Here is a 26,849-nt window from a genome sequence, read left to right as displayed (position 1 = left end):
AAAAAGTTAGTAGTAAAACTACAGGGGCGCGAAAAGACAGGAATGCCGGCGCCTCGCCGACCACTCAGGATAGACCATGAGCCTGCCGTCCCTGGCCGCTTTGCCGGCTACTCTCAAGCCTCTCGCCGAGCGCGCTGAGCAGAATTTCCGCACCGCCATCGCCACGCTTTCCCCCGAGCAGATCGAAAGCTTCGACAGCTGGTCCGACGAGCGGCATGCCGATTTCGCTCGCGTCACCGCCGGCAGCGATTTCGTCGCCGAGCAGGTCCAGCGCGATCCTGCCTTTCTATTGGCGCTGGCAGCGACCGGTGAGCTGGAGCGTGCCTTGCAACCCGGCGAGATGGGCGCGCAGCTGGAAGCGCTGCTCGCCGACTGCGCTGACGAAGACGAACTGGGCCGCCGCCTGCGTCGCTTCCGCCGGCGTCAGCAGATGCGCATCATCTGGCGCGACCTGACCCGCCGCAGCGACCTGGCCGGCACCTGCCGCGACCTGTCGGACCTCGCCGACGCCTGCATCGACCAGTCCCTGGCCTGGCTCTACCAGCGCCACTGCCAGCAGTTCGGCGTGCCCATCGGCAATCGCTCCGGCCTGCCGCAGAAGATGATCGTGCTGGGCATGGGCAAGCTGGGGGCGGGCGAACTGAACCTGTCCTCCGACATCGACCTGATCTTCGGCTACCCCGAGGGGGGCGAGACCCAGGGCGCCAAGCGCGCGCTGGATAACCAGGAGTTCTTCACCCGTCTGGGGCAGAAGCTCATCAAGTCGCTGGACGCCATCACCGTCGAGGGCTTCGCCTTCCGCGTCGACATGCGCCTGCGCCCCTACGGCTCCAGCGGCCCACTGGTGCACAGCTTTGCCGCGCTGGAGCAGTACTACCAGGACCAGGGCCGCGACTGGGAGCGTTACGCGATGATCAAGGCCCGCGTGGTCGGCGGCGACCAGGAGGCCGGCCAGCGCCTGCTGGAATTGCTGCGTCCGTTCGTCTACCGGCGCTACCTGGACTTCTCCGCCATCGAGGCGCTGCGCACCATGAAGCAGCTGATCCAGCAGGAAGTCCGGCGCAAGGGCATGAGCGAGAACATCAAGCTGGGCGCCGGTGGCATCCGCGAAGTGGAATTCATCGCCCAGGCCTTCCAGCTGATCCACGGCGGTCGTGACCTCAGCCTGCAGCAGCGACCGCTGCTGCGCGTGCTGGCGATCCTTGAAGGGCAGGGCTACCTGCCGCCGCAGGTGGTCAGCGAGCTGCGCGAGGGTTACGAGTTCCTGCGCTACGCCGAGCACGCCTTGCAGGCCATCGCCGACCGGCAGACGCAGATGCTGCCCGAGGACGAATTCGAGCGTATTCGCGTCGCCTTCATCATGGGCTTCGCCAACTGGTCGGCCTTCCACCAGGCCACCAACCAGTGGCGCGATCGCATCGACTGGCACTTCCGCCAGGTCATCGCTGACCCGGACGAAGATGAAGAGGGTCAGGTGGATACCACCATTGGCGGCGAGTGGATTCCGCTGTGGGAAGAGGCAGTGGATGAAGAGTCCGCCTGCCGGCAGTTCGCCGATGCCGGGTTTGCCCAGCCGGCGGCGGCCTGGAAACGCCTGACCGATTTGCGCAATGGCCCGCAGGTGCGCGCCATGCAGCGCCTGGGTCGCGAGCGGCTGGATGCCTTCATGCCGCGCCTGCTGAACATGATCGCCGAGCGCGGTCCGGCGGATGTGTTGCTGGAGCGGGTGCTGCCGCTGATCGAGGCGGTGGCGCGGCGCTCGGCCTATCTCGTGCTGCTCACCGAGAACCCCGGCGCGCTGGAGCGCCTGCTGACGCTCTGCGCGGCCAGTCCGATGGTGGCCGAGCAGATCGCCCGCTTCCCCATCCTGCTCGACGAGCTATTGAATGAAGGGCGGCTGTTCCGTCCGCCGCAGGCTGCCGAACTAGGCGCCGAGTTGCGCGAGCGGCTGATGCGCATCCCCGAGGACGACCTCGAACAGCAGATGGAAACTCTGCGCCACTTCAAGCTGGCCCACGGTCTGCGCGTGGTGGCCTCGGAAATCGCCGGAACCCTGCCGCTGATGAAGGTCAGCGACTACCTGACCTGGCTGGCCGAGGCGATCCTCGAACAGGTGCTGAGCCTGACCTGGGACCAACTGGTGCAGCGCCACGGCCGCCCGACCCGCGTGGACGGCACTCCCTGCGATCCGGACTTCATCATCATTGGCTACGGCAAGTCCGGCGGCCTGGAACTGGGCCACGGTTCCGATCTGGACCTGGTGTTCATCCACGACGGTGACCCGCAGAGCGAGACCGACGGCGCCAAGCCCATCGACGGGGCGCAGTTCTACACGCGCCTAGGGCAGAAGATCATTCACTTCCTTACTGCGCAGACGCCCTCTGGCATGCTCTACGAGGTCGACATGCGCCTGCGCCCCAGCGGCGCCTCCGGCCTGCTGGTCAGTTCGCTGCGCGCCTTCGAGGCTTACCAGCTGGGCGAGGCCTGGACCTGGGAGCACCAGGCGCTGGTGCGCGCTCGCGTGCTCGCCGGCTGCAAGCGCGTGGCGGTGGCCTTCGAGGCGATCCGCGCGAAAGTGCTGGGCCAGCAACGCGATCTGCCGGAGTTGCGCAAGGAGGTCAGCGAGATGCGCGCGAAGATGCGCGACAACCTCGGCACCCCCAGCACTGTCGCCGGCACCGCGCCGAATGCCTTCGAGGCCGCGGCCCCGTTCGATCTCAAGCAGGATGCCGGTGGTATCGTCGATATCGAATTTATGGTGCAATACGCGGCCCTGGCCTGGTCGTGGCAGCACCCGGAGCTGGTGGAGTTCACCGACAATATCCGCATTCTGGAAGCGCTGGAGCGAGTCGGGTTGATGTCCGGCGAGGATGTCCTGAAGCTGCAGGACGCCTACAAGGCCTACCGGGCGGCGGCGCACCGATTGTCCCTACAGAAGCAGCCGGGCGTGGTGAGCGGCGACCACTTCCATGCGGAACGTCGCATGGTGATGCAGATGTGGAAGGCCTTCGAGCTGACCTGATTCGCTGCGATTTTCCATGAAATAGCCAGCATCCGGCGGGATGATGATCGCCGGAGCGGGCTGCGCTGTCGGTTGCTTGTGCAGCTATATGAATGTCAGGAGTTGGGCGCGTGATGCCATTGCGCCAGGTCACAGGGAGTGACGAAATCCGCCCGGCTGCAAGGTGCGCTGGGCTAGACTGCCGGCATTCGATGCTCGGCACCCGGTCGTGACGGCATGCGCCGCACGGCTGGATGAATGGAGTACGGGGAGGCGAGAGCCTCCCCGGTCGTTTTTCGGAAAAGGCATGAGAATTCTGATCGTAGGCCCCTCCTGGGTGGGCGACATGGTGATGGCGCAGACGCTCTTCCAGTGTCTGAAGCGGCAGCATCCGGACTGCGTGATCGACGTGCTGGCGCCCGACTGGAGCCGGCCGATCCTCGAGCGCATGCCCGAAGTGCGCCAGGCCCTGAGCTTCCCGCTCGGCCACGGTGTGCTGGACATCGCCTCGCGCCGGCGCATCGGCAAGACCCTCAAGGGCCAGTATGACCAGGCGATCCTCCTGCCCAACTCGCTCAAGTCGGCGCTGGTGCCGTATTTCGCCGGCATCCCCAGGCGCACCGGCTGGAAGGGCGAGATGCGCTACGGCCTGCTCAACGACATCCGTACGCTGGATAAAGAGCGCTATCCGCTGATGATCGAGCGCTTCATGGCTCTGGCCTATGAGCCGGGCGCCGAGCTGCCGCAGCCTTATCCGCAGCCGCGTCTGTCCATCGACCCGCAGACCCGCGATGCCGCGTTGGCCAGGTTCGGCCTGAGCCTGGACCGCCCGGTACTGGCGCTCTGCCCCGGCGCCGAGTTCGGCGAGGCCAAGCGCTGGCCCGCCGAGTACTACGCCAAGGTCGCCGAGGCGAAGATCCGTGCCGGCTGGCAGGTGTGGATCTTCGGTTCGAAGAACGATCATCCCGGCGGCGAAGACATCCGCATGCGCCTGATTCCCGGCCTGCGCGAAGAATCGGTGAACCTCGCCGGCGAGACCGCCCTGGCCGAGGCCATCGACCTGATGTCCTGCGCCGGCGCCGTGGTCACCAACGATTCCGGCCTGATGCACGTGGCCGCCGCCCTGAATCGCCCGCTGGTGGCAGTCTATGGCTCCACTTCGCCGCAGTTCACCCCGCCGCTGGCCGATGCCGTAGAGATAGTGCGTCTCGGCCTGGAATGCAGCCCCTGCTTCGATCGGGTGTGCCGCTTCGGTCACTACAACTGCCTGCGCGAGCTGAAGCCGCGCCCGGTGATCGAAGCGCTGGACCGACTGGTCGCCGACCCGGTGGATGTGGAAAGCGCTGAATGAGGGTCCTGTTGATCAAGACCTCGTCCCTGGGCGATGTCATCCACACCCTGCCGGCGTTGACCGACGCCGCCCGCGCTATTCCCGGCATCCAGTTCGATTGGGTGGTGGAGGAGGGCTTCGCCGAGATACCCGCCTGGCATCCCGCCGTGGCCCAGGTGATCCCGGTGGCGATTCGCCGCTGGCGCAAGAACCTCTGGCAGACCCTCAAGAGTGGCGAGTGGGGTCGCTTCAAGCGCCGCCTGAAGGAGGTCGACTACGACCTGGTGATCGACGCCCAAGGCCTGCTCAAAAGCGCCTGGCTGACCCGCTATGCGCGCCGTCGCACGCCCGTCGCCGGGCTGGACAAGGAGTCGGCCCGCGAGCCGGCCGCCAGTCGGTTCTATAACCGTACCTATCCGGTCGCCTGGGGCCAGCACGCCGTCGAGCGCGTGCGCCAGCTGTTCGCCCAGGCGCTGGACTACCCGCTACCCGCCGGCACCGGCAACTACGGCCTGGATCGCAATCGCCTGCTGGACGCGGTGGAAACCGAGCCCTACCTGGTGTTCCTGCATGGCACCACCTGGGTGACCAAGCACTGGCCCGAGGTGTACTGGCGCGAACTGGCCCAGCGCATGGGCGAGCGCGGCTGGCATGTCCGCCTGCCGTGGGGCAACGATGCCGAGCGGCAGCGTGCCGAGCGGCTCGCCGAAGGCTTGGAAAACGCCTCTGTGCTCCCCAAGTTAAGCCTCGCAGGCATGGCCAAGGTGCTGGCCGGCGCTTCCGCCTGCGTGGCGGTCGACACCGGGCTGGGACACCTGGCCGCCGCCCTGGACGTGCCGACGCTGTCTCTGTTCGGCCCGACCAACCCCGGTCTGACCGGTGCCTACGGGCGCTCGCAGGTGCACCTGGCCAGCGACTGGCCCTCGTGCGCGCCCTGCCTGCAGAAGACCTGTACCTACCAGCCGACGGCCGAAGACAAGCGCCAGTTCGACCTGCGGCATGAACAGCCTCTGTGCTTCACGCGCCTGAATCCTCAGCGCGTGGCGAACCAGCTGGAGGCACTGCTGCTGGCCCCGGAGACGCTTCGATGACCCTGGCTTTCGTCCTCTACAAATACTTCCCGTTCGGCGGGCTGCAGCGTGATTTCATGCGCATCGCCCTGGAATGCCAGCAGCGTGGCCACTCCATCCGCGTGTACACACCGATCTGGGAAGGCGAAGTGCCGCCTGGCTTCGACGTGCGCGTGGCGCCGGTGAAGTCGCTGTTCAACCATCGCCGCAACGAGAAATTCAGCGCCTGGCTGCAGGCGGACCTGGCTCGCTCGCCGGTGGACCGGGTGATCGGCTTCAACAAGATGCCTGGCCTGGATGTGTATTACGCCGCCGACGGCTGCTTCGAGGACAAGGCGCAGACCCTGCGCAACTCTTTCTACCGTCGCTGGGGTCGCTACAAGCACTTCGCCGATTACGAGCGCGCGGTGTTTGCGCCGGAGTCGAAGACCGAGATCCTGATGATCTCCGAAGTGCAGCAACCGCTGTTCATCAAGCATTACCGCACCCCCGAGGCGCGCTTCCACCTGCTGCCGCCGGGCATCGCCCAGGATCGTCGTGCACCGGCCAATGCCGGGGAAATCCGCGCGCAGTTCCGTCGCGAGTTCAAGCTGGGCGACGACGACCTGCTGCTGGTGCAGATCGGCTCCGGCTTCAAGACCAAGGGCCTGGACCGCAGCCTCAAGGCGCTGGCCGCGCTGCCGCGCGCGCTGCGCAAGCGCACCCGGCTGATCGCCATCGGCCAGGACGATCCCAAACCATTCCTGCTGCAGGTGAAGGCGCTGGGGCTGTCGGACAACGTGCAGATCCTCAAGGGGCGCAGCGACATTCCGCGCTTCTTGCTCGGCGCCGATCTGCTGATCCACCCGGCGTACAACGAGAACACCGGCACCGTGCTGCTCGAAGCGCTGGTCGCGGGCTTGCCAGTGCTGGTCACCGACGTCTGCGGCTACGCGCACTACATCGACGAGGCCAAAGCTGGGCGTGTGGTGCCGTCGCCCTTCGAGCAGGATCGTTTGAACGCGATGCTTCAGCAGATGCTGGAAGATGATGCAGCGCGCGCAGAGTGGGGGCGCAATGGCCTGGCCTTCGCCGACAGCGCCGATCTCTACAGCATGCCGCAGCACGCCGCCGACCTGATCCTGCGGGAGCGCGCATGAAGCTCGAACTGCACGAGCCATTCATGCGCCTGTGGGCTGGCAAGGACCCGTTCATCGAGGTCGAGCGCCTGCAGGGCAAGGTCTACCGCGAACTGGAAGGCCGCCGCACGCTGCGTACCGAAGTCGAAGGTCGCGGCTATTTCGTGAAGATCCACCGTGGCATCGGTTGGGGCGAAATCGTCAAGAACCTGTTCAGCGCGAAGCTCCCAGTGCTCGGCGCCGGCCAGGAGCAGCGTGCCCTGGAGCGCCTGCACCAGGCCGGCGTGGCGACCATGACTGCGGTGGCCTACGGCGAACGCGGCGGCAATCCGGCCGCGCAGCACTCTTTCATCATCACCGAAGAACTGGCGCCCACCATCGACCTGGAAGTCCTCTCGCTGGACTGGCTGCAGACGCCGCCCGAACCGCGCCTGAAGCGCGCGCTGATCTCCGAGGTGGCGAAGATGGTCGGCACCATGCACCGCGCCGGGGTCAACCACCGCGACTGCTACATCTGTCACTTCCTGCTGCACACCGACCGCCCGATCAGCGCTGATGACCTACGCCTGTCGGTCATCGACCTGCACCGCGCCCAGACCCGCGACGCCACGCCGCGCCGCTGGCGCGACAAGGACCTGGCTGCGCTGTACTTCTCTGCGCTGGATATCGGCCTTACGCGCCGTGACAAATTGCGCTTCCTGCGCGGCTACTTCCGGCGCCCGCTGCGTGACATCCTCCGCGAGGAGGCCGCGCTGCTGGCGTGGATGGAGCGCAAGGCTGCCAAGCTCTACGACCGCAAACAACGTTACGGAGACCTGCTCTGATGGCCGGCTGGGTACTCGAAGCCGACTACCAGCATCTCGCCGCCGATTTCGGTAGCCTGGATGCCGTGTTCGCCCTGGAGGGCGAGCGAATTACCAAGGATGCGATGTCCGACGTCGTGCGCGTGGAGCGCGAGGGCGTGCGTTATTACGTCAAGCGCTACCGCAAGCCGGGCAAGGGTTTTCGGCGCTTTCTGCCGCGTCCGCGGGTGAAGGCCGAGTGGCAGAATCTCAAGCAGTTCGCCAAGTGGGGCATACCGACCGCGAAGGTGGTGGCCTACGGTCTGGAACGCGTCAACGGCGGTTTCTCCCGTGGCGCGATCATTACCCGCGAACTGGTCGGCACCGAGGACCTGCATGCCCTGGCCAAGCAGGCCGATCCGCGTCTGAAGGATCGCGCCTGGGTCGAGCACGTCATGCGTCAACTGGCCCACTACACCCGGACCATGCATGACCACCACTTCACCCACAACGACCTGAAGTGGCGCAACATCCTGGTCGACGGGGAGGGGATGGTGTACTTCATCGACTGCCCGATCGGCGACTTCTGGATCGGCTTCATGCTGCGCTACCGCATCACCAAGGACTTGGCGACGCTCGACAAGGTCGCCAAGCGCCAGTTGTCCGCCACCCAGCGCCTGCGCTTCTATCTGCTGTACCGCCGGCGCGAGCGTCTTAACGCGTCTGACAAGAAGCGCATCCGCCACATCGTTCATTTCTTCGAGGGACGCGAGTGAAGGACTTCATTGCCGAGGGCGACCAGGCCCTGCTGGAAAGCAACGCCCTGGCCGATTTCGATGCCTTGTGGGCCCTGGAGCTGGTGGCCGTCGACGAGCCCAACACCGAGCGTGGGGGCTATAGCAGCGTCTACCGCCTGGAGCTCGACGGCACCGCCTACTACCTCAAGCGCCAGAGCAACCACCTGACCCGCAGCCTGAAGCGCCCGTTCGGTGAGCCGACCTTCAGCCGCGAGTTCCGCAATATCCAGCGCTACCATCAGCTGGGCATTCCCTCCATGCAGGCGGCCTTTTTCGGTGCGCGGCAAGTCGGCGACGAGCGCCGGGCGATCCTCATGACCCGCGCGCTGGACGGCTGGCGTGACCTGGACAGCCTGCTGCAGGGCTGGTCCAGCCTGCCTGGCGAGCGCCGCCAGGCCATCCTGCGCGCCTGCGGCATGCTCGCCCGGCGTCTGCACGAAGCCGGGCAGATGCATGGCTGCTTCTATCCCAAGCACATCTTCCTGCGCGAAACCGACGACGCCTTCGAGGCGACCCTGATCGACCTGGAAAAGACCCGCCCGCTGTGGTTCGGTCAGCGCGACCGCGTGCGCGATCTCGAGCCGCTGCTGCGCCGCGCGCCGGACTGGAGCGAGACCGACGTGCGCAACCTGCTGGCGGCCTACCTGGGTACCTCGTCCACTGGCCCCGAAGTGGATGACTGGTATCGCCGTCTGGGTGCGCGCCGCAAGAAGAAGGAAAACCGCGCATGAGGTTGTCCGCCCTGCGCGATGCCGGCCGCGCTCCGGCGCTGCCCCTGCGTATCGAGCTGGAAGACGGTGCCGGCCCGGCCGAACTGCGCCTGGACAGCCTGCTGCGCGTCTTGCCCGGCCAGCGCTACGTCGCTGCGGCCAATTGGCGCGGCCGCCCGGTGCTGGCCAAGCTGCTGGTCGGAGGCAAAGCCGCGCGGCACTTCCAGCGCGAACGCGAGGGCGTGCGCCTGCTCGCCGAGCAAGGCCTGACCACGCCTCAATTGCTCGCCGACGGCCTGAAGGACGGTGAGGGCGGCTGGTTGCTCTTCGAGTTCCTCGAGAGCGCCGAGAGCCTCTGGGGTGCCTGGCGTGCCGCGGAGGGCGAGCCACTGCTATCCGATGGCCAGGCCGCGGTCATCTCCGAGGCGCTGACTGCCATCGCCCGTATGCACGCCAAGGGCCTGTGGCAGGAAGACCTGCACCTGGACAACCTGCTGCGCCACGCCGGGCAGACGTACCTGATCGATGGCGCCGGCATCCGCGCGGAAACCCCCGGCCGGCCGCTGTCGCGCAAGCATGTGCTGGAAAACCTCGGCGTGTTCTTCGCCCAGCTGCCGGCGAGCCTCGACCCCTATCTCGAAGAGCTGCTGATCCACTATTTGCTGGCCAATGGCGAGCACGCGCTGCCCCTGGAGGCCTTGCAGAAGGAAATCGCCAGGGTTCGGCGCTGGCGCGTCGGCGACCTGATGAAGAAGATCGCCCGCGACTGCAGCCTGTTCAGTGTGTTCAAGGGACCGTTCGGTCTGCGCGCGGTGCGCCGCGAGGAAGAGGAAGGGCTGCAGCCCTTGCTGGCCGATCCCGACGCCTTCATTGCCAAGGGGCATATCTATAAGACCGGCGGCGCCGCGACGGTCGCCCGCGTCGAACTCGACGGCCGGCTGCTGTTGGTCAAGCGCTACAACATCAAGAACCTGCTGCACTGGTTCAAGCGCTTCTGGCGACCCAGCCGTGCCTGGGCCTCCTGGCGTGAAGGCAATCGACTGGATTTCCTCGGCATTGCCACGCCAAAGCCGCTGGCGGTCATCGAGCGCCGCTGGCTGTGGCTGCGTGGCCCGGCCTTCCTGATTACCGATTACCTGGCGGGTCAGGATATAATCGCCCGTTTCAAACCCTACCTGGAGCAACAGGCAGGGGGCGGCCTGCCGCCGGAATCGGATCTTGTGGCCCTGGACAGACTGTTCGCGGCGCTGGTGCGCGAGCGCATCAGCCACGGCGACCTGAAAGGGCACAACCTGTTCTGGCAGGAGCAGGGCGAAGGCGGGCAGTGGTCGTTGATCGACCTCGATGCCATGCAGCGCCACTCGCGAGAAGCGAGCTTCGCCCGCGCCTATGCCCGCGACCGTGCGCGCTTCCTGCGCAACTGGCCAGAGGGCAGCGCACTGCACCGGCTGCTCGACGAACGTTTACCGCGGGTGCCAGGCACCCGCCCAGATGAAAGAGGCTAGACCCTGTGGCATTGACCATCCTCGGCCTGTCCGGCGCCGTAAGCCATGACCCTTCCGCCGCCCTGTACATCGACGGCAAGCTGGTCGCGGCTGTCGAAGAAGAGCGCTTCGTCCGCGACAAGCACGCGAAGAACCGCATGCCCTACGAGTCGGCCAAGTTCTGCCTGGAGCAGGCCGGGATCAAGCCTTCGGACGTTGACGTGGTGGCCATTCCCTTCGCCCCCATCAGCATCTTCGACAAGGCCCGCTGGCACTACGCCAAGCGCTACGCCTACGCACCTGACCGTGCGCTGGACGCTATCCTGCTCGGCAATCGCCGCTACCACCGCTACTACAAGCGCATCCAGTGGTGCCTGCAGCAGTTGGGCTTCGATCTGAAGAAGACCAAGATCCAGCCGGTCGAGCACCACCTGGCCCACGCCTCCAGCGCCTACCACTGCTCGGGCTTCAAGGAGAAGACGGCGATCCTCGGGATCGACGGGAAGGGCGAGTACGCCACCACCTTCTTCGGCTACGGCGAGAACGGCAAGATCCACAAGATCAAGGAGTTCTACGATCCGGACTCCCTGGGCGGCCTGTACGGCGCGCTGACCGAGTACCTCGGCTTCGACATGCTCGACGGCGAGTTCAAGGTCATGGGCATGGCGCCCTATGGTGATGCCAGCAAGTACGATTTCTCCCGCCTCGCCAAGTTCGAGAACGGCGAGCTGATCATCAACACCGACTACGCCAATGTCATCGGCTTCCGTCGCTACAAGGAAAAGGGCAAGGGTTACTACTTCTCGCCCAAGCTGATCGAGTGGCTCGGTCCGAAGCGGGAAGGCGATATCGCCGACGATCCTTACATCCACTATGCCGCCAGCATCCAGGCACTGTTCGAGAAGTTGGCGCTGGAGATGATGGATTACTACCTGGGCGACATCATCCGCGAGACCGGCAAGATTGCCTTCGCCGGCGGTTGCGCGCTGAACGTCAAGCTCAACCAGAAGATCATCGCCCGTCCCGAGGTCAAGGAGCTGTACGTGCAGCCCGCGGCCAGCGACGCCGGCACCGCGGTCGGTGCGGCGGCCTACGCCTCCTGGGAGCGTGGCGTGCCGGTCGAGAAGATGGAGCACGTCTACCTCGGCCCGGAATACAGCAACGAAGACGTCATCGCCGCCTGCGCCCGCCACGAGGCCAAGCCGCAGTGGCGCAAGATCGACAACGTCCCCGAGCACATCGCCAAGGTGCTGGTCGAAGGCAACCCGGTGGCCTGGTTCCAGGGTCGCCTGGAGTTCGGCCCGCGCGCATTGGGCGGCCGTTCCATCATCGGTTGCCCGAGCATCGCCGGCGTCGCCGACCGCATCAACGCGCAGATCAAGTTCCGCGAGCGCTGGAGGCCCTTCTGTCCGTCGATGCTCGATACTGTCGGCCCGCAGATGTTCAAGATCGATCACCCGGCGCCATTCATGACCTTCACCTTCGAAGTCAACGAAGAGTGGAAGACCCGCGTGCCGGAGGTCGTCCACGAGGACGGCACCTCGCGCGCCCAGGTCCTCAAGCGTGAATTCAACCCGCGCTACTACGACATGATGAAGGAACTGGAGAAGCTCACCGGCAACGGTGTGGCGCTCAACACCTCGCTGAACCGCCGTGGCGAACCCATGGTGTGCTCGCCGACCGATGCGCTGAACATGTTCTACGGCTCGGACCTGCAGTACTTGATCATGCAGGACATCCTGGTGGTCAAGGATGGCACCGCCGCCAGCCAGGCAGGCTGAGTCCGCCAGGTTGTTTCCAGCCGGCTCCGCCAGGGGGCCGGTTTCCATGTCGGGAAGACGCGTCGTGAAAGTGATGTTGATGGTGATGGACGAGCAGAGGGTCATCCTCGATCGTCTTTATGAGGTCATCCAGAGCAATTGCTCCGAGTGCGAGATTCATCGCCTGAGCAAGGCGCAGCAGATGAACTTGGGGCCGTACCTCATCGCTGCCGATTTCCGTCGTTTCGACCGCATCGTGATCTTCTCGCGCCTCAAGCGCATGGTGCCGCAGCTCGCTGTGCTGCGCAGCCTGCCCAACCTGGTGATCCTCGAGCACGACGCCTATCAGAACTACATGCCCGGCAGTAAGTATCGGGGCAAGTACTCGGCGCTACTGCACAGGCTCCCGGGAGCGCGCATCCTCGTGTCGGGGGCGCTGGTGGCCCAGCGGCTAGCGGACGAAGGAATCGACGTGCGTTTTGTCTCCAAGGGATATGACGAGGAGATGCTGCGCAACATCGGCAGCGAACGCGATATCCCGGTCGGCTTCCTCGGCAGCCTGAAGAGCAGCGAGTACAGCCAGCGCAAGAACATGCTGGAAAGCATCGCCAAGCGCGTGCCGATGCTCATCACCCGCACAGCCTCGGGTGCGGAGTACCTGGAGACCCTAAACCGCATCGCGATCTTCGTCAGTGCCGATATCGGCATGGGCGAGTTCATGATCAAGAACTTCGAGGCCATGGCCTGCGGCTGCGTCCTGCTGGCCTGGAGCCAGGGGGAAGAGGACCGCCTGCTGGGCTTCGAGGATATGCACAACGTGGTGTTCTATCGCTCGGTGGACGAGGCGGCGGAAAAGATCCGCCAGCTTCAGGCCGACCCCGAACTGGCCCGGCGGATTGCCCAGGCTGGCCAGGCATTCGTTGAGGAGCGCTACACCTTCGCCCGGGTCGGCAAGGACCTGGCGGCAGCCATCGCGGAACCCATGCGGGGCTGGTCGATGCCCGGCGCGCAGACCCGTTGGTGGGCCCGTGTGCGCTTCGGTTTCCGGGTGGGCTGACATGACGTCAATGCAGCATTCGCCCGGTGGCGCCGTAGCCAAGGGGCGGTCGTGAGTCAGAGTCTTCATTCTGCGCAATGGGTGGAAGACAACCTGCCACCGGAGCTCCGGATGCTTCTCGGGCGAGCCGAGCGAGTCATCCTGGTGGCGAACAACCCGGCAATCAGTGTCGGGGATTTCGACGCTCTGGCGCTTGGCCCGCGCGATGTCGTGGTGAGCTTCAATACCGCTGTCAAAGCCGAATTGCTTAGCCCCGAGACGGGCAACGTGTTCGTCCATGGCTACCACGGGCAGGACTTCCACTTCTTCGGATTGCCGTGCCGCCCGTGCATAACGAGGCTGTTCGAGCAATCGCCGGAGCGCTGTTTCACCCTGCTGGTGGGAGTGGTCAATCCGATGTCTGCGTTGTCCCGGGTGGCGATCTACGAGGATCGCATCCCGCTGCCGACCCTGCTCGACTATCCCCGCATGCGTCCCAGCGGCAAACCGTTCGCCGGTCCTTCCACCGGCTTCAACGCCATGGTGGTGTTCGACTGGCTGCTGGGCCGGCCGGGTTATACCTACGAGTTGTTCGCTCTGGGGTTTTCCAATGAGGCGGGCACTCTGTGGAAAGGACATGCGTGGGACTACGAGCGCGCCTGGATGCATGCATCCCGCGTGCGTGTGATTGCCCTGGAAAGCGCCGGAAAGCGCTGGTGGTGGCCTTCTTGGCGTTTCGGAGGGAAGAAAGGGAAATGAGCGGTCACCAGTCGAGCCTTGTCGCCGGAGTCGCTCCGTGAAGATTGCTGTTGCCTTCTTCGGTATTCCGCGCAATTCCGAGCTGTGTTTCCCCCAGATTCAGCGCAACATCCTGCAGGCCCTTCCGGCCGGCGCGCAGGTGTCCTGCTTCTATCACCTCTATCGCCTGCGCGAGGTCTTCAACCCGCGCTCGGGTGAGGCCGGGGTACTCGGCGAAGAGAACTTCGCCCCTTTCCAGGGCATGACCGGTCTGATCGAAGAGCCGGAGCTTTGCCTGGAGCGCTGGAACTACGAAGCGCTCCAGCAGCGCGGGGATACCTGGAAAGACGATTTCCGCTCCATCCGCAACTTGATCCACCAACTCAACTCCCTGCACCAGGTGACCTCGCTGCTGGCCCTGACTGATCCGGACTTCGTGGTCTACGTACGCCCGGACATCTTCTTCCATGATCCTTTGCCGGGCTACGTGTTCGCACAGCCGCAGAGGCGCCGCAAGAATGTCTACGTGCCCAACTGGCAGTGGTGGGGCGGGCTCAACGACCGCTTTGCCATCTGCGGTCGTGAGGTGTACCGGGCCTACGGCTGCCGGGCCGAGGAGATGCTGGACTTCTGTGATGCAACCGGGCGCTCGCTGCACTCCGAGCGGTTGCTGAAGTTCGTCTTGCAACGCCATGGCGCGCGGGTCTGCCTGATGGATACTACGGCCTCGCGGGTGCGCATCGACGGACAGTTCGCGGAGGAACCGTTCTCATCGAAGCGCTCGATGGGCAAACGGGAGAATCGCTACTTCCACAAGGGCGCGCAGCTGCGAACCTGGCTGGACAGGCACGGTATTCTCTAGGTTGCGGTGAAAGCTGCGGCCAGCCAGGTTGCCCCGCCTGGCCGGGTCGAAGCGGGGCGTCAGAAACTATCTGGCGACCTTCTTCCTGCGCTTGGCATTGAGCCAGAGTCGCAGCGCCTTGCGGGTATAGGACAGCTTGAAGATGACGCGCCAGTCGCGCTTCAGGGCCATACGGAAGAAGTGCTTGGCCGAGAGGTCGTCGTCCGTCAGGTAGGCTTCGCGGAACAGTGACAGGCAGCGCTGGGTGTAATAGGCCTTGCTCAGCTTCTGCCAGTCGCCATCGAGGCGCCGGAAGACTTCCTCTACCAGTTCTACCCCGATCTCCTTCGAGTAGTGGAACTGGTGGCGCAGGCTGTCATCGTGGCGGTGGATGGTCGCCAGGGGCTTTTCCAGGATGGTGCAGGGATAGCTGGCCAGCACCTGCGCAAACACCGGGATGTCCTCGGCATTGCGGAAATTTTCCGGGTACAGGCCCCGCTCGAACACCTCCCGATGCATGACACAGGCACCATTGGAAAGGTTGATGCTCTTGTCGATCAGGTAGCCGCGCACCCTTTCCAACGGTGTCCGCGGAAGCGCCTGTGGCGTTCGCTCCACCGTCCGATCGCAGGTCTTTGCCAGGTAGCCGCCAATCACCATGCGACTGTGCGGGAACTGCTCGATGTGCTGACGCGCGGCTCTCAAGGCTCCAGGGGTCATTTCATCGTCGGCGTCCAGGAAGATCAGATAGTCCCCCCGGGTTTCGGCGATCCCGCGATTGCGTACGGTGGCGAGGCCGCCGTTTTCCTTGCGCAGGCTGCGGAAATTGCCGAACTGATGATGAAGGGCTTCGATCAGGGCCGGCGTACCGTCCGACGAACCGTCGTCGATGATCAGTAACTCGCTGTGCTCATCCAATTGAGCAGCGACGGACTCGACGGCGCGTCGGAGCACGTGCGCATAGTTGTACGCGGGGATTACAACGCTGATCAGTGGTCTTGCTGTCATGAGAAGAGCGTCATTGCGTAGCTGTCCATCCACTAGCTGGCATCAGGATATGCGAGGCTGCGATCTGCCTTGGGGCGTTCGTCACAGCAGATTCAAATCAAGTCGCAGCGGCTTGTGCCTGCTCGGGCCCTGGGTGACTCGACGCGAGTGCCACTGCACAAGTCGTTCCGGGCGACGAATAGTATCCTGTTGAAAGACTTGTATCCAAGGTTCTACAGACGGCCTGAGCCGGTCGTCGAGTTTCGCCGGGCAACCCTTTATAGGGCGCTGTTTCGACACTTCAGGCGTAGGAGAGTGCTTGCTCCGGGTTGATTCTTTGAGCAGGAAACTGCTGAATGCTGCCTTTCTGGTGATTCATATCCAAGATGAAGGGTTTCATGGGAAGTCATGTAGTCGGGCGTTCGTTTTTTTCCGCAGTCAGCGAAGGAAAGCTACTGTGGTGCGTTTTCCTTGCCAGCCTCGTTTTGTCATTGATCGCATCCTTCTGCAACCCGATCATCGGACGTGATGCGGCCCTGTACATGGATCTTGCTGGCATCTATCAGCAGCAGGGTGTCACCGGTGCGTTGCAGCGCTTCGACTGGCCCTGGTTCTCCATATTGCTGGGCATGACGAGCCAGGTGACGGGCCTGAGCTTTGAGCTGCTTGCCCGGGTGTTCTGCGAGCTGCTCACGGCTGTCGCCTGTGTCGCCTGCGTCGATCTGGTCCGCCGATTCCGCCCGGCGTCGCTGCCCTGGGCCTGCTTCGCCGTGCTGGCAGTGCCGGCGTTCAATGACTATCGCGGCGACATCCTGCGCGAGAACGGTTTCTGGGCTTTCTCGCTCATCGGCTTGTGCTACATGCAGAGCTGGGTGCAGCAGCGTCGTCCCGCCAGTTTATTGCTGGCCTTCCTGGCTGTCGTCGTGGCGGCGGCGTTTCGCTTCGAGGCCGTCTACCTGCTGCTGGTCGTGCCGGTGATGGAGGTGCTGAGAGTCCGTGGGAATTCCATGCATCGCGGCATGCGTGCGGCCATTGGCATTGCGTTGATCGGCGCGGTAGTCGCAGGGACGCTGTGGGCCGGCCGTCACGGCCTGCTTCCCCAGGGGCGGGTGGCCGAGCTGGTGGACTATCTGGACCTGTCGAGCGTCCTGCGGAATTTCTACACCTTCGCGGATGGCGTGGCGCAGGCGATGCCCTTCGAGTATGCCCGCGACAGTGCTCCGCAGATCATTCTCTTCGGCTTGCTGTGCTATGTGGCCAGCAAGGTTCTCGGCGTTTTCGGCGTCCTGATGTTGCCGCTGTTCGTGGGTGCCGTCGAGCAATGGCGGGCGCGGGAAAACCGCTGGCTGCTGCTGGATATCGCTGCCGTTGGCTACATCGCCCTGCTGCTGGTTTTCGCCCTGAGCCACCTGTTCCTGTCGAGTCGGTACGTGGCATTCGCCGGCTTTCTGCTGCTGCCCCGGGTGGCGTGGGGGCTGAGCCTGATGGCCCAGCGCTGGCCGCGAACCCGTGGTGCCATGGTGGTGATTCTGGTGGCGATGGCCCTGGCGAACGTAGTGTCGCTGTCGGCGCCCAAGACTCACCTGCGCGAGGCCGGTCACTGGGTGGGAGCGCATCTGCCGAAGTCGGCGAGCGTGTATCAGGATGACAACCGGGTGAGCTACTATGCGGGCTGGGGATATGGCCGGGAAAGCCTGGACCGCGATCACGCGCTGGCACTGACTGGCAAGGGTACCTACGAGTATTTTGTCCTAGACCTCAAGCGCAAGGCTGATCAGCAACTGCCCGCGCTACTGAAGCAAGGCCTGGTGCCACTGGCACAGTTCCACAACCGCAAGGGTGAGACCTACGTGATCCTGCGTCGTGGCGGTGCGCAGCAGCCCTGATCTAGGGTTGCTGCAGCGTTTGCTCCAGTGAGCCGGGCGGCCAGGGCATCGAGCTGGTTTGTCGATAGCCTTGGCAGAGTTGCGCGCCATCATCCGCCAGCAGCCAAGCGCGGTCCTGCGTATAGCGCAGCATGTGGGCGAAGTTGCGTTTACGCTGCAGTCGGCTCAAGGCTCGGCGTTGAGTTTTCATGTCCGCGATGTCGATCAGCCCTAGATCACCTTCGGGGGTCTGCACGACGTTGCCCAGGTGCAGCGAGCGGAAGTACACGCCGGAATCATGCAGCCCGGCGATGAGCGAGCCGAGGTCAACGCGCAGCCACTCTTCGGTTTGGTCGGTACTGATCAACTGGCGCAGGGTCAGGCCTGGCAGTGGATGGTAGTGCACTGCGTCGCGAGCGATCTCCGGGATGCGATACACGCCAATGATCTGGGGGCACGGGACTCCGAGCTTCTGCAGTGCCCGGGTGTTGTCGGCGAAACGCTGCGCATAGGGATAGAGCGCCGCCGAGGAAATCAGCCGCTTGCGTCGGAACAGTTTCAGGAAGTTGCCATCGGCCAGGCGCAGGACCTTGTCGCCATGCTTGTCGGCTTCCAGCACCTGGGCGCCGGCGCGCAGCGCTTCGTAGGCGGAGAGAGCGAGGTCTTGCATAACGGGTCCCTGAATCGATAGCCGGCTATAGTAGCCCAGCCGCCGGGCAAACGAGAACGCTGTGTTATAATCGTCGACCTTTTAAGCGTGCGATTCCTACATGTCCGGTAAAGAACCCCAGACTCCTTCGAGCCTGAAGATCTACTTCCGACTGCTGTCCTATATGCGTCCGTACATCGGGATGTTCCTGCTCAGCATCATCGGCTTCCTGATCTTCGCCGCGACTCAGCCGATGCTGGCGGGCATCCTCAAGTATTTCGTCGACGGCCTGGCCCATCCGGATGCCAAGCTGTTCCCCAACTCCTCCGTGGCCTGGCTCCGTGACCTGTCGCTGCTCTACGCAGTGCCGCTGCTGGTGGTGCTGATCGCCGTCTGGCAAGGCGTCGGCTCCTTCCTCGGCAACTACTTCATCGCCAAGGTTTCCCTGGGGCTGGTGCAGGACCTGCGCATCGCGCTGTTCAATAATCTGCTGACCCTGCCCAACCGCTATTTCGACAGCAACAACTCCGGGCACCTGATCTCGCGCATTACCTTCAACGTGACCATGGTCACCGGCGCGGCCACCGATGCCATCAAGGTGGTGATCCGCGAAGGCATGACCGTGGTCTTCCTGTTCCTCTCGCTGCTGTGGATGAACTGGAAACTGACCCTGGTGATGCTGGCGATCCTGCCGATCATCGCGGTGATGGTGACGACCGCCAGCCGCAAGTTCCGCAAGCAGAGCAAGAAGATCCAGGTCGCCATGGGCGATGTGACCCATGTGTCGTCCGAGACCATCCAGGGTTATCGCGTAGTCCGCAGCTTCGGCGGCGAGCCCTATGAGCGCGCGCGCTTCCGCCACGTGACTAACGAGAACACCAGCAAGAACCTGCGCATGAACAAGACCTCGGCGATCTACACGCCGATGTTGCAGCTGGTGATCTACAGCGCCATGGCGGTGCTGCTGTACCTGGTGCTGCTGCTGCGTGGCGATGCCACCGTAGGCGACCTGGTGGCCTACATCTCCATGGCCGGCCTGCTGCCCAAGCCGATTCGCCAGCTGTCCGAAGTCAGCTCGACCATCCAAAAGGGCGTGGCCGGCGCGGAAAGCATCTTCGAGCAGCTCGACGAGCAGCCCGAGGTGGACAACGGCACAGTCGAGCGTGAACGCGTACAGGGCCGCCTCGAAGTGAAGAACCTCAGCTTCACCTACCCGGGCACCCAGAAGACGGTCCTCAACGATCTGAACTTCAGCGTCGAGCCAGGCCAAATGGTGGCGCTGGTCGGCCGCTCCGGCAGCGGCAAATCGACCCTGGCCAACCTGATCCCGCGCTTCTACGACCACAGCGACGGGCAAATTCTGCTCGACGGTACCGATGTCGAAGACTACAAGCTGAGCAACCTGCGCAAGCACATCGCCCTGGTCACCCAGCAGGTCAACCTGTTCAACGACAGCGTGTTGAACAACATCGCCTATGGCGACCTCGCCAGCAAACCGCGCGAGGCGGTAGAGAAGGCGGCAGATGACGCCTTCGCCCGCGAGTTCATCGACCGCCTGCCCGAAGGTTTCGAGACCGAGGTCGGCGAGAACGGCGTGATGCTCTCTGGTGGCCAGCGCCAGCGCCTGGCGATTGCCCGCGCGCTGCTCAAGGATGCTCCGGTGCTGATTCTCGATGAGGCCACCTCGGCGCTGGACACCGAATCCGAGCGGCACATCCAGGCAGCCCTGGAGAAGGTCATGGAAGGTCGGACCACGCTGGTCATCGCCCACCGCCTGAGTACCATCGAGGCAGCGGACCTGATCCTGGTGATGGACCAGGGCCACATCGTCGAACGCGGTTCCCACGACGAACTGATCGCGCAGAACGGCTATTACGCCCGTCTGCACGCTCGCCAGTTCGCCGACGACCCGGTCGACGGGGCCGAAGAAGCACCGGTCGAGCAACCGGTATGACGCAGGTGCGGACCTCTCCGGCATGCTGAATCGTCTGCGAGTCTTCCGCGAACGCGGCTGGACGCCCATCGCGGCGGCCGACTATGCGGCCGCCTGGCAGCGCTTCGGCGGCAGCGTCGCCACCCATCCGGATGTGGTCGAGCGTCTCGCCCATCTGGCGGGCATTCCGGTGCGTTACCTGGGCTGGTTCGAGAGCGATGATCTGCGCGCCGCCGTGCCGACCTGGGGGCGCAATCTTGCGCTGTCCAAGGACGTGCTCAAGCGCGTGGGCAAGAAGGCGCTGTTCGACCTGGGCAACGCCGAGATCATCCTGCCCATTGCCGAGGGTGCGCGCATCGAGCTGCGCCACCAGGTGCGCTACCTCTCCGAGCTGAACCGCGAGCAGGTCAGTGATGCCCGCGAGCAGCCCGAACAGCTGGCGATGAACCGCGCGCCGGCCGACTTCTCGAAGAAATTCCGCTACAACCAACGCCGCGAACAGCGCCTGCTGGAAGAGGCGGGCGGCGTGCTGCAGCCCATGAGCGAGCTGAGCCCTGAAGAGCAGGCGAGCATCTATGCCGACCTGTTCCAGCGCCGCTGGGAATTCGAAGTGCCGGGCAAGGCGCGGCTCGCCGAAGTCTTCGGCCTGATGCGCGAATTCATGCGCGGCTCGCTGGTACGCCTGGACGGCGAGCCGGTGGCGATCCAGATTCTCTATCGGGTCGAAGCGCCGAAGTGGGTCAGCGTCGAGTACATCAACGGCGGCGTGGCTCCGGAGAATCGCGAGTTCAGCCCCGGCAGCGTGCTCAGCTTCGTCAATACACAAGAGGCCTGGGCCGAGGCCGAGGCGCTGGGCAAGCCGCTGCGCTATTCCTTCGGCCGCGCCGACCGCGAGTACAAGGACCGCTGGTGCCACCGCGTGCCGGTGTTCCAGGTCTGACGCCCCGCCCGCGCAAGCGGGCCTGATGGAGAGTCGCCATGAGCGCCCGCAAGCAGCACCTGCTCAAACAGCACCGTCGCAAGAAGCGCGCGACCCTGCTCGTCGCCCTGCTGGCGGTGATCCTGCTGGGCATCTTCGCGCCCTGGTGGAGCGTGCCGTTGGCCGTTCTGTTGGGCTGGGTCGCTCATGAGGCGTGGTTCGCCGATCACCTGTTCTATTCGCCGCGCGACGACTACCGCTACGACTTCCCCGAGGGCTCCATCGCTCTGCCGGTTTCGCTCGGTCCGCATGGCCTCCACGTCGCCACCGACGCGCTGCCGGAGAACGAGGAAACGCTGGTGCTGGAGATCGAGGTCAAGGCCTCGTTGCTCGGCCGCTGGCTCGACCCGCAGGTACTGGTCGAGGGCGTCGAGCCTGACCGCCAGGACTTCGAGCGCGGCGTCAGCGGCAAGCGCTACATCAACCTGTCCGGCCAGGGCGAGGCGCTGCGTTCCGGCCAGTTGCGCATTCGCAGCCGCCATTGCCGGCTCGCGCAGCAGGGCGTGCTGCACGCCTTCCACAACCCCGACTACACCCGACAGCGCCTGCTGATCGTCGCGCCCCACGCCGACGATGCCGAGCTCGCTGCCTTCGGCCAGTACAGCCGCTGTCCCGACGCCTGGATCGTCACCCTGACCCAGGGCGAGATCGAGGCCGAGCACTACCAGCGCCTGGGGCTGGACAAGGCCGCTGCCGCCCATCTCAAGGGCCGCCTGCGTACCTGGGACAGTATCGCCGCGCCGTTGTGGGGCGGCGTACCTACCGATCACTGCGTGCAACTGGGCTACTACTGCTTGCAACTGCCGGCCATGGCTGCCGATCCAAGCCAGGCATTCGGCTCGCGAGAGTCTGGTGATATCGATATCCGCAGTGCGCGCGGCCTCAACCCCTTCCCTTTGCCGGGCGACAGCGATGGCGCGCCGACCTGGCTCAACCTGGTGGCCGACCTCACCGCGCTGATCGAACGCATCCGCCCGGAAGTGGTGCTTACGGCGCACCCGGAACTGGACCCCCACGCCGACCACGTGCACGCCACCCAGGCGACGCTGGAGGCGATGTCGCGTAGCAGCTGGAAACCGCAGACGCTGCTGCTCTACGCCAACCACCTGCACGACAACGACCGCTGGCCCATGGGGCCGGCCGACGGCGGCATCGCCCTGCCACCTTGTATCGAGGCATTACCGGCCGACCCGCTGTGGAGCCCGGTGCTCGACGCCGCGACCCGCGTCGACAAGGCCCTGGCCCTGGCCCTGCAGCATGACTTGCAGACCCCGCTCACCGGCAAGAAACGCCTGCGCCGGCTGATCCAGCGCGTGCTCGCCGGCCGTCAGTGGCCGGTCACTGGCGACGACGAGTTCTTCCGCAAGGCGGTGCGCCGCCACGAGCTGTTCTGGGTGCGCAAAGTCCCGTAGAGATTGCCGTGACCACCCGGTGCCCGGCGCAAGTCGCAGCGGGCGGCTATGGTATTATCCGCGGCGATTTCGACCTGCGGAGTTCCCATGAAATTGACCATGCCCCGATTCGATCAGGCCCCCGTGCTGGTGGTAGGCGACGTGATGCTCGACCGCTACTGGCACGGCGCGACCTCGCGCATCTCGCCCGAGGCGCCGGTGCCCGTGGTGCGGGTCGAACAGCATGAGGATCGCCCCGGTGGTGCTGCCAACGTCGCTCTGAACCTCGCCGCCCTTGGCGCCCCTGCCTTCCTGGTCGGCGTCACCGGCGTCGACGAAGCCGCCGACAGCCTCAGCGACAGCCTGCAGGCGGTGGGCGTGACCACCCGCTTCCAGCGCATCGCCGGCCAGCCGACCATCGTCAAGCTGCGCGTCATGAGCCGCCACCAGCAACTGCTGCGCGTGGACTTCGAGGAAGCCTTCCGCACCGACGCCGTGGCCCTGTCCGCCGATGTCGAGGCGCTGCTGGACCAGGTCCGCGTGCTGGTGCTGTCCGACTACGGCAAGGGCGCGCTGAAGAACCACCAGCAACTGATCCAGGCTGCCCGCCAGCGCGGCATTCCGGTGCTGGCCGATCCCAAGGGCAAGGACTTCGCCATCTATCGCGGCGCCAGCCTGATCACCCCGAATCTCTCCGAATTCGAAGCCATTGTCGGTCGCTGCACGGACGAGGCCGACCTGGTCGCCAAGGGCCAGCAACTGATGACCGAGCTGGAGCTCGGCGCGCTGCTGGTCACCCGTGGCGAACACGGCATGACCCTGCTGCGCCCGGGCCACAGCGCCCTGCACCTGCCGGCCCGTGCCCGCGAAGTGTTCGACGTCACCGGCGCCGGCGACACGGTGATTTCCACCCTCGCCGGCGCCATTGCCGCCGGCGAGGACCTGCCGCAGGCCGTCGCCCTGGCCAACCTGGCTGCCGGCATCGTCGTCGGCAAGCTCGGCACTGCCGCCATCAGCGCCCCGGAACTGCGCCGCGCCGTGCAGCGTGAACAGGGCTCCGAGCGTGGCGTGCTGAGCCTCGAGCAACTGCTGCTGGCCATCGAGGACGCCCGCGCCCACGGCGAGAAGATTGTCTTCACCAACGGTTGCTTCGACATCCTCCATGCAGGTCACGTGACCTACCTGGAGCAGGCCCGCGCCCAGGGCGATCGCCTGATCGTCGCCACCAACGACGACGCCTCTGTGACCCGCCTGAAAGGCCCGGGCCGCCCGATCAACAGCGTCGACCGCCGCATGGCTGTGCTCGCCGGCCTCGGCGCGGTGGACTGGGTCGTCAGCTTCGCCGAAGACACCCCCGAGCGCCTGCTCACCGAAGTCCGCCCGGACGTGCTGGTGAAGGGTGGCGACTACGGCGTCGAGCAGGTGGTCGGCGCCGACATCGTCAAGGCTTACGGCGGCGAAGTGCGCGTGCTGGGACTGGTGGAAAACAGCTCCACCACCGCCATCGTCGAGAAGATTCGCCATCAGGGCTGATCTCGTTCACGACTGCGTGGGGCGCCGGCCTTGCCGGCGTTCGCGGGCATGGCCCGCTCCTACAGGTGTGCACCAACCGGCCGTCAGGCCGGTTTTTCTTTGACCGCTCTGCCAGTCACCGGCGGCAAAGCGGTCATGGTCCCTGCGGCATTTTGCAGCGCATGATCGGGGCATCCACCCTCCGCGGAGCGAGATGCCATGACCACCGACGTGCAGGGCCGCGCCCTGGCCGTGCTGAACCGTGTCGCCCAAGCCGACTGGCCGGACCGACTGAAGCTGCGTAAGCCCTTCGAAAGACTCCTCTACAGCGGCAGCCGCACCGGCTTCCGGCTGGCCAGCGAGCGTGCCGCCAAACAGCCCAAGACCCCGCGCAAGGCCGACCCGGACGGCCTCTTCGACCTGTCGCTGTCCGACGAGCAGCAGATGCTGGTGGAAATGCTCGACGGCTTCGCCGCCGAAGTGCTGCGCCCGGCCGCCCATGAGGCAGACACCAAGTCCAGCGTGACTCTCGAACTGCTGGCCCAGGCGCAGGAACTGGGGCTGACCCACTATGGCGTCAGCGAAGTGCATGGCGGCATGGCCGGCGAGCGCACCGTGGTGACCAACGCGCTGATCGCCGAAGCCCTCGCCCGTGGCGACCTGAGCCTGGCTGCCGCGCTGCTGGTGCCGCTGTCGGCGGCCAACTGCATTCGCCGCTGGGGGGCGCCGCAGCAACAGGCGCGCTGGCTGCCGGCGTTCGTTGGCGAAGAGGCCGCGCCGCTGATCGCCATCGCGGTGAGCGAACCGCAATTGCTGGCCGATCCGCTGCGCTTGTCCACCAAGGCGCGCAAGCGGGGGTCGAGCTACACGCTGACCGGCGAAAAGTGCCTGGTCGTGCGCGGTGTGGATGCGCAGAAGCTGATCGTTGCGGCGGATGCCGGCGACGGCCCGGCGCTGTTCCTCATCGACACCCGTGCCAAGGGCGTCGAGGTACGCGCCGAACCGGCCATGGGCCTGAAGGCCACCGGCACCGCTCGGGTGCGCTTCAAGGGCGTGAAAGTTCCGGCCGAGCAGCGGCTGGCGGCGGAGCGCTTCGACTACCAGGCCTTCCTCGACCACACGGCGCTGGCCTGGTGTGCGTTGGCCGTGGGCACCGGCCAGGCCGCGCTGGACTACGTGATCACCTACTGCAACGAGCGCGAGGCCTTCGGCGAGCCGATCAGCCATCGCCAGGGTGTGGCCTTCATGGTCGCGGACATCGCCGTCGAGCTGGACGCCATGCGCCTGATGGTCTGGCGCGCCTGCGCGCTGGCCGAGCGCGGCCAGGCGTTCCACCGCGAGGCTTACCTGGCGAAGCTGCTCTGTGCCGAGAAGGCGATGAAGATCGGCACTGACGCGGTACAACTGCTCGGCGGCCACGGTTTCACCCAGGAACACCCGGCCGAGCGCTGGTACCGCGACCTGCGCGCCGTCAGCCTGATGGCTGGCGGCCTGCACCTGTAAGGAGCTTTGCATGTACCTCGAGACGCCGAAGAAATTCCGTACCTTGCAGAACCAGGCCCGCCAGGTGGCGGAGAACTACCTGCGGCCAATTTCGCGCAAGTACGACAAGGCCGAGCACGCCTACCCCAAGGAACTGGACCTGCTGGCCGCGCTGCTGGACGGCATGAACGCCGGCTCGCCGGACGCCGTGGGCGCCACCTCGGCCAGCAAGCGCAAGGCAGGCGCGGAGGAGGGCGTGAAGAACGGCGGCAACCTCTCCGCTTGCCTGGGTGTGATGGAAATGTGCTGGGGCGACACCGGCCTGTTGCTGGCCATGCCGCGCCAGGGGTTGGGCAATGCCGCCATCGCCGCGGTAGCCAACGAGGAGCAGCTCAAGCGTTTCTCCGGCACCTGGGCGGCCATGGCCATCACCGAGCCTGGCTGTGGCTCGGACTCGGCGGCGATCCGCACCACGGCCACCCGCGATGGCGATCACTATGTGCTCAATGGCGAGAAGATCTTCGTCACCTCCGGCGCCCGCGCCGACGCGGTGGTGGTCTGGGCGACCCTGGACAAGAGCCTGGGCCGCGCGGCGATCAAGTCCTTCGTGGTGGAGAAGGGCACGCCGGGCATGACCGTCACCCGTCTGGAGAAGAAGCTCGGCATCAAGGCATCGGACACCGCGTCCATCAGCTTCAGCGACTGCCGGGTGCCGGCCGCCAACCTGCTGGGTAACGCCGAGATTGACGTGCAGAAAGGTTTTGCCGGGGTGATGGAAACCTTCGACAACACCCGTCCGCTGGTGGCTGCCATGGCCGTCGGCGTGGCCAAGGCCTCGCTGGATCGCACCCGCGAGCTGCTGAAAAAGGCCGGCTGCCGCTTCGACTATCGCCAGCCGCTGCTCAGCGCCAGCCATGCCGAGGCCACGCTGTATCGCCTGGAAGCAGAATGGGAGGCCGCACGCCTGTTGACCCTGAAGGCCGCCTGGATGGCTGACAACCGCCTGCCCAACTCCAGGGAGGCTTCCATCGCCAAGGCCAAGGCCGGGCGAGTGGCCAACGAGGTGACGCTGAAATGCGTCGAGCTGGCCGGCGCGCTGGGCTACGGGGAAGAGGAGTTGCTGGAGAAGTGGGCGCGGGATTCGAAGATCCTCGACATCTTCGAGGGCACCCAGCAGATCCAGTTGCTGATCGTGGCGCGGCGGCTGCTGGGCAAGAGTTCCAGTCAGTTGAAGTGAACGGTCTTCGACCGTTCATCGCGGGCATGGTCCGCTCCTACAGGGGGAACCTGCTTTTGTAGGAGCAACTGTCTTCACACGGCACCTGTCCTCCAACCGGTGCCGTCTCTCACCATCGCGTTGATCCGCACGATCAGTACGCGCATG

Annotated in this window: 21 protein-coding genes; 19 read left to right on the top strand and 2 right to left on the bottom strand. The window is 65.3% G+C overall.

What is annotated here, in order from left to right; all coding sequences use genetic code 11:
- The first annotated feature begins 76 nt into the window (after window positions 1–76).
- The 12 genes from glnE to ACIPK7_RS25680 all read left to right on the top strand — a co-directional run bounded on the left by glnE (window position 77) and on the right by ACIPK7_RS25680 (window position 14,688).
- Window positions 77–3,022: a bifunctional [glutamate--ammonia ligase]-adenylyl-L-tyrosine phosphorylase/[glutamate--ammonia-ligase] adenylyltransferase gene (gene glnE / locus ACIPK7_RS25735; protein ID WP_192433964.1), complete on the top strand. Its 2,946-nt coding sequence runs from the start codon at window positions 77–79 to the stop codon at window positions 3,020–3,022.
- Between the two features lie 286 nt (window positions 3,023–3,308).
- On the top strand, window positions 3,309–4,352 hold the full coding sequence (gene waaF / locus ACIPK7_RS25730) for a lipopolysaccharide heptosyltransferase II (protein WP_192433966.1): 1,044 nt from the start codon (window positions 3,309–3,311) through the stop codon (window positions 4,350–4,352).
- A complete protein-coding gene (waaC, locus tag ACIPK7_RS25725) occupies window positions 4,349–5,422 on the top strand; it encodes a lipopolysaccharide heptosyltransferase I (RefSeq protein ID WP_192433968.1) in 1,074 nt (357 codons plus the stop codon). The genes waaF and waaC overlap by 4 nt, the downstream gene beginning before the upstream one ends.
- A complete protein-coding gene (locus tag ACIPK7_RS25720; protein ID WP_192433987.1) occupies window positions 5,419–6,540 on the top strand; it encodes a glycosyltransferase family 4 protein in 1,122 nt (373 codons plus the stop codon). The genes waaC and ACIPK7_RS25720 overlap by 4 nt, the downstream gene beginning before the upstream one ends.
- Complete coding sequence (rfaP, locus tag ACIPK7_RS25715; RefSeq protein ID WP_192433989.1) at window positions 6,537–7,343, top strand: lipopolysaccharide core heptose(I) kinase RfaP; 807 nt, start codon at window positions 6,537–6,539, stop codon at window positions 7,341–7,343. The genes ACIPK7_RS25720 and rfaP overlap by 4 nt, the downstream gene beginning before the upstream one ends.
- Window positions 7,343–8,077, top strand: coding sequence for a lipopolysaccharide kinase InaA family protein (locus tag ACIPK7_RS25710; protein WP_192433991.1), 735 nt, complete (start codon window positions 7,343–7,345; stop codon window positions 8,075–8,077). The genes rfaP and ACIPK7_RS25710 overlap by 1 nt, the downstream gene beginning before the upstream one ends.
- On the top strand, window positions 8,074–8,829 hold the full coding sequence (locus ACIPK7_RS25705) for a lipopolysaccharide kinase InaA family protein (protein WP_192433993.1): 756 nt from the start codon (window positions 8,074–8,076) through the stop codon (window positions 8,827–8,829). Before ACIPK7_RS25710 ends, ACIPK7_RS25705 begins: the two co-directional genes overlap by 4 nt.
- On the top strand, window positions 8,826–10,313 hold the full coding sequence (locus ACIPK7_RS25700) for a lipopolysaccharide kinase InaA family protein (protein ID WP_192433995.1): 1,488 nt from the start codon (window positions 8,826–8,828) through the stop codon (window positions 10,311–10,313). Before ACIPK7_RS25705 ends, ACIPK7_RS25700 begins: the two co-directional genes overlap by 4 nt.
- A gap of 5 nt (window positions 10,314–10,318) precedes the next feature.
- A complete protein-coding gene (locus tag ACIPK7_RS25695; RefSeq protein ID WP_192433997.1) occupies window positions 10,319–12,073 on the top strand; it encodes a carbamoyltransferase in 1,755 nt (584 codons plus the stop codon).
- 64 nt (window positions 12,074–12,137) lie between these two features.
- A complete protein-coding gene (locus ACIPK7_RS25690; protein ID WP_192433999.1) occupies window positions 12,138–13,109 on the top strand; it encodes a glycosyltransferase in 972 nt (323 codons plus the stop codon).
- Window positions 13,110–13,160: 51 nt separating this feature from the next.
- Window positions 13,161–13,847, top strand: a complete 687-nt coding sequence (locus tag ACIPK7_RS25685) for a hypothetical protein (RefSeq protein ID WP_401091016.1) — start codon at window positions 13,161–13,163, stop codon at window positions 13,845–13,847.
- A 37-nt stretch (window positions 13,848–13,884) separates the two neighbouring features.
- Window positions 13,885–14,688: a hypothetical protein gene (locus tag ACIPK7_RS25680; protein WP_192434004.1), complete on the top strand. Its 804-nt coding sequence runs from the start codon at window positions 13,885–13,887 to the stop codon at window positions 14,686–14,688.
- A gap of 66 nt (window positions 14,689–14,754) precedes the next feature.
- Here ACIPK7_RS25680 and ACIPK7_RS25675 read toward each other — a convergent pair whose 3' ends face one another.
- Complete coding sequence (locus tag ACIPK7_RS25675; protein WP_401091014.1) at window positions 14,755–15,708, bottom strand: glycosyltransferase family 2 protein; 954 nt, start codon at window positions 15,706–15,708, stop codon at window positions 14,755–14,757.
- A 332-nt stretch (window positions 15,709–16,040) separates the two neighbouring features.
- Here ACIPK7_RS25675 and ACIPK7_RS25670 point away from each other — a divergent pair, with 332 nt between their 5' ends.
- Entirely contained in the window at window positions 16,041–17,540 is a 1,500-nt protein-coding gene (locus ACIPK7_RS25670; protein WP_401091012.1) for a hypothetical protein, read from the top strand.
- A gap of 1 nt (window position 17,541) precedes the next feature.
- On the opposite strand, the gene ACIPK7_RS25665 is transcribed toward ACIPK7_RS25670, so the two are convergent.
- Window positions 17,542–18,189 (bottom strand): toluene tolerance protein, encoded by a 648-nt coding sequence (locus ACIPK7_RS25665; RefSeq protein ID WP_192434008.1) that lies wholly within the window; start codon window positions 18,187–18,189, stop codon window positions 17,542–17,544.
- Window positions 18,190–18,289: 100 nt separating this feature from the next.
- On the opposite strand from ACIPK7_RS25665, the gene msbA reads away from it, so the two are divergent.
- From msbA to ACIPK7_RS25635, 6 genes are all read left to right on the top strand, one after another.
- Window positions 18,290–20,122, top strand: coding sequence for a lipid A export permease/ATP-binding protein MsbA (msbA, locus tag ACIPK7_RS25660; protein WP_401091010.1), 1,833 nt, complete (start codon window positions 18,290–18,292; stop codon window positions 20,120–20,122).
- Window positions 20,123–20,144: 22 nt separating this feature from the next.
- On the top strand, window positions 20,145–21,041 hold the full coding sequence (locus ACIPK7_RS25655) for a GNAT family N-acetyltransferase (protein WP_192434012.1): 897 nt from the start codon (window positions 20,145–20,147) through the stop codon (window positions 21,039–21,041).
- A gap of 38 nt (window positions 21,042–21,079) precedes the next feature.
- Entirely contained in the window at window positions 21,080–22,492 is a 1,413-nt protein-coding gene (locus tag ACIPK7_RS25650; RefSeq protein ID WP_192434014.1) for a PIG-L deacetylase family protein, read from the top strand.
- 87 nt (window positions 22,493–22,579) lie between these two features.
- The gene (hldE, locus tag ACIPK7_RS25645; protein WP_192434016.1) at window positions 22,580–24,004 is read left to right on the top strand and encodes a bifunctional D-glycero-beta-D-manno-heptose-7-phosphate kinase/D-glycero-beta-D-manno-heptose 1-phosphate adenylyltransferase HldE; all 1,425 of its coding nucleotides are present in this window, start codon (window positions 22,580–22,582) and stop codon (window positions 24,002–24,004) included.
- Between the two features lie 198 nt (window positions 24,005–24,202).
- Window positions 24,203–25,486, top strand: a complete 1,284-nt coding sequence (locus tag ACIPK7_RS25640) for an acyl-CoA dehydrogenase family protein (protein ID WP_401091007.1) — start codon at window positions 24,203–24,205, stop codon at window positions 25,484–25,486.
- A gap of 10 nt (window positions 25,487–25,496) precedes the next feature.
- Window positions 25,497–26,702 (top strand): acyl-CoA dehydrogenase family protein, encoded by a 1,206-nt coding sequence (locus ACIPK7_RS25635; RefSeq protein ID WP_401091005.1) that lies wholly within the window; start codon window positions 25,497–25,499, stop codon window positions 26,700–26,702.
- Window positions 26,703–26,849 lie beyond the last annotated feature (147 nt).

The sequence above is a fragment of the Pseudomonas sp. NPDC086581 genome (genome assembly GCF_044746165.1).
Classification (GTDB): Bacteria; Pseudomonadota; Gammaproteobacteria; order Pseudomonadales; family Pseudomonadaceae; genus Pseudomonas.
This window is presented reverse-complemented; position numbering and strand designations above follow the sequence as displayed.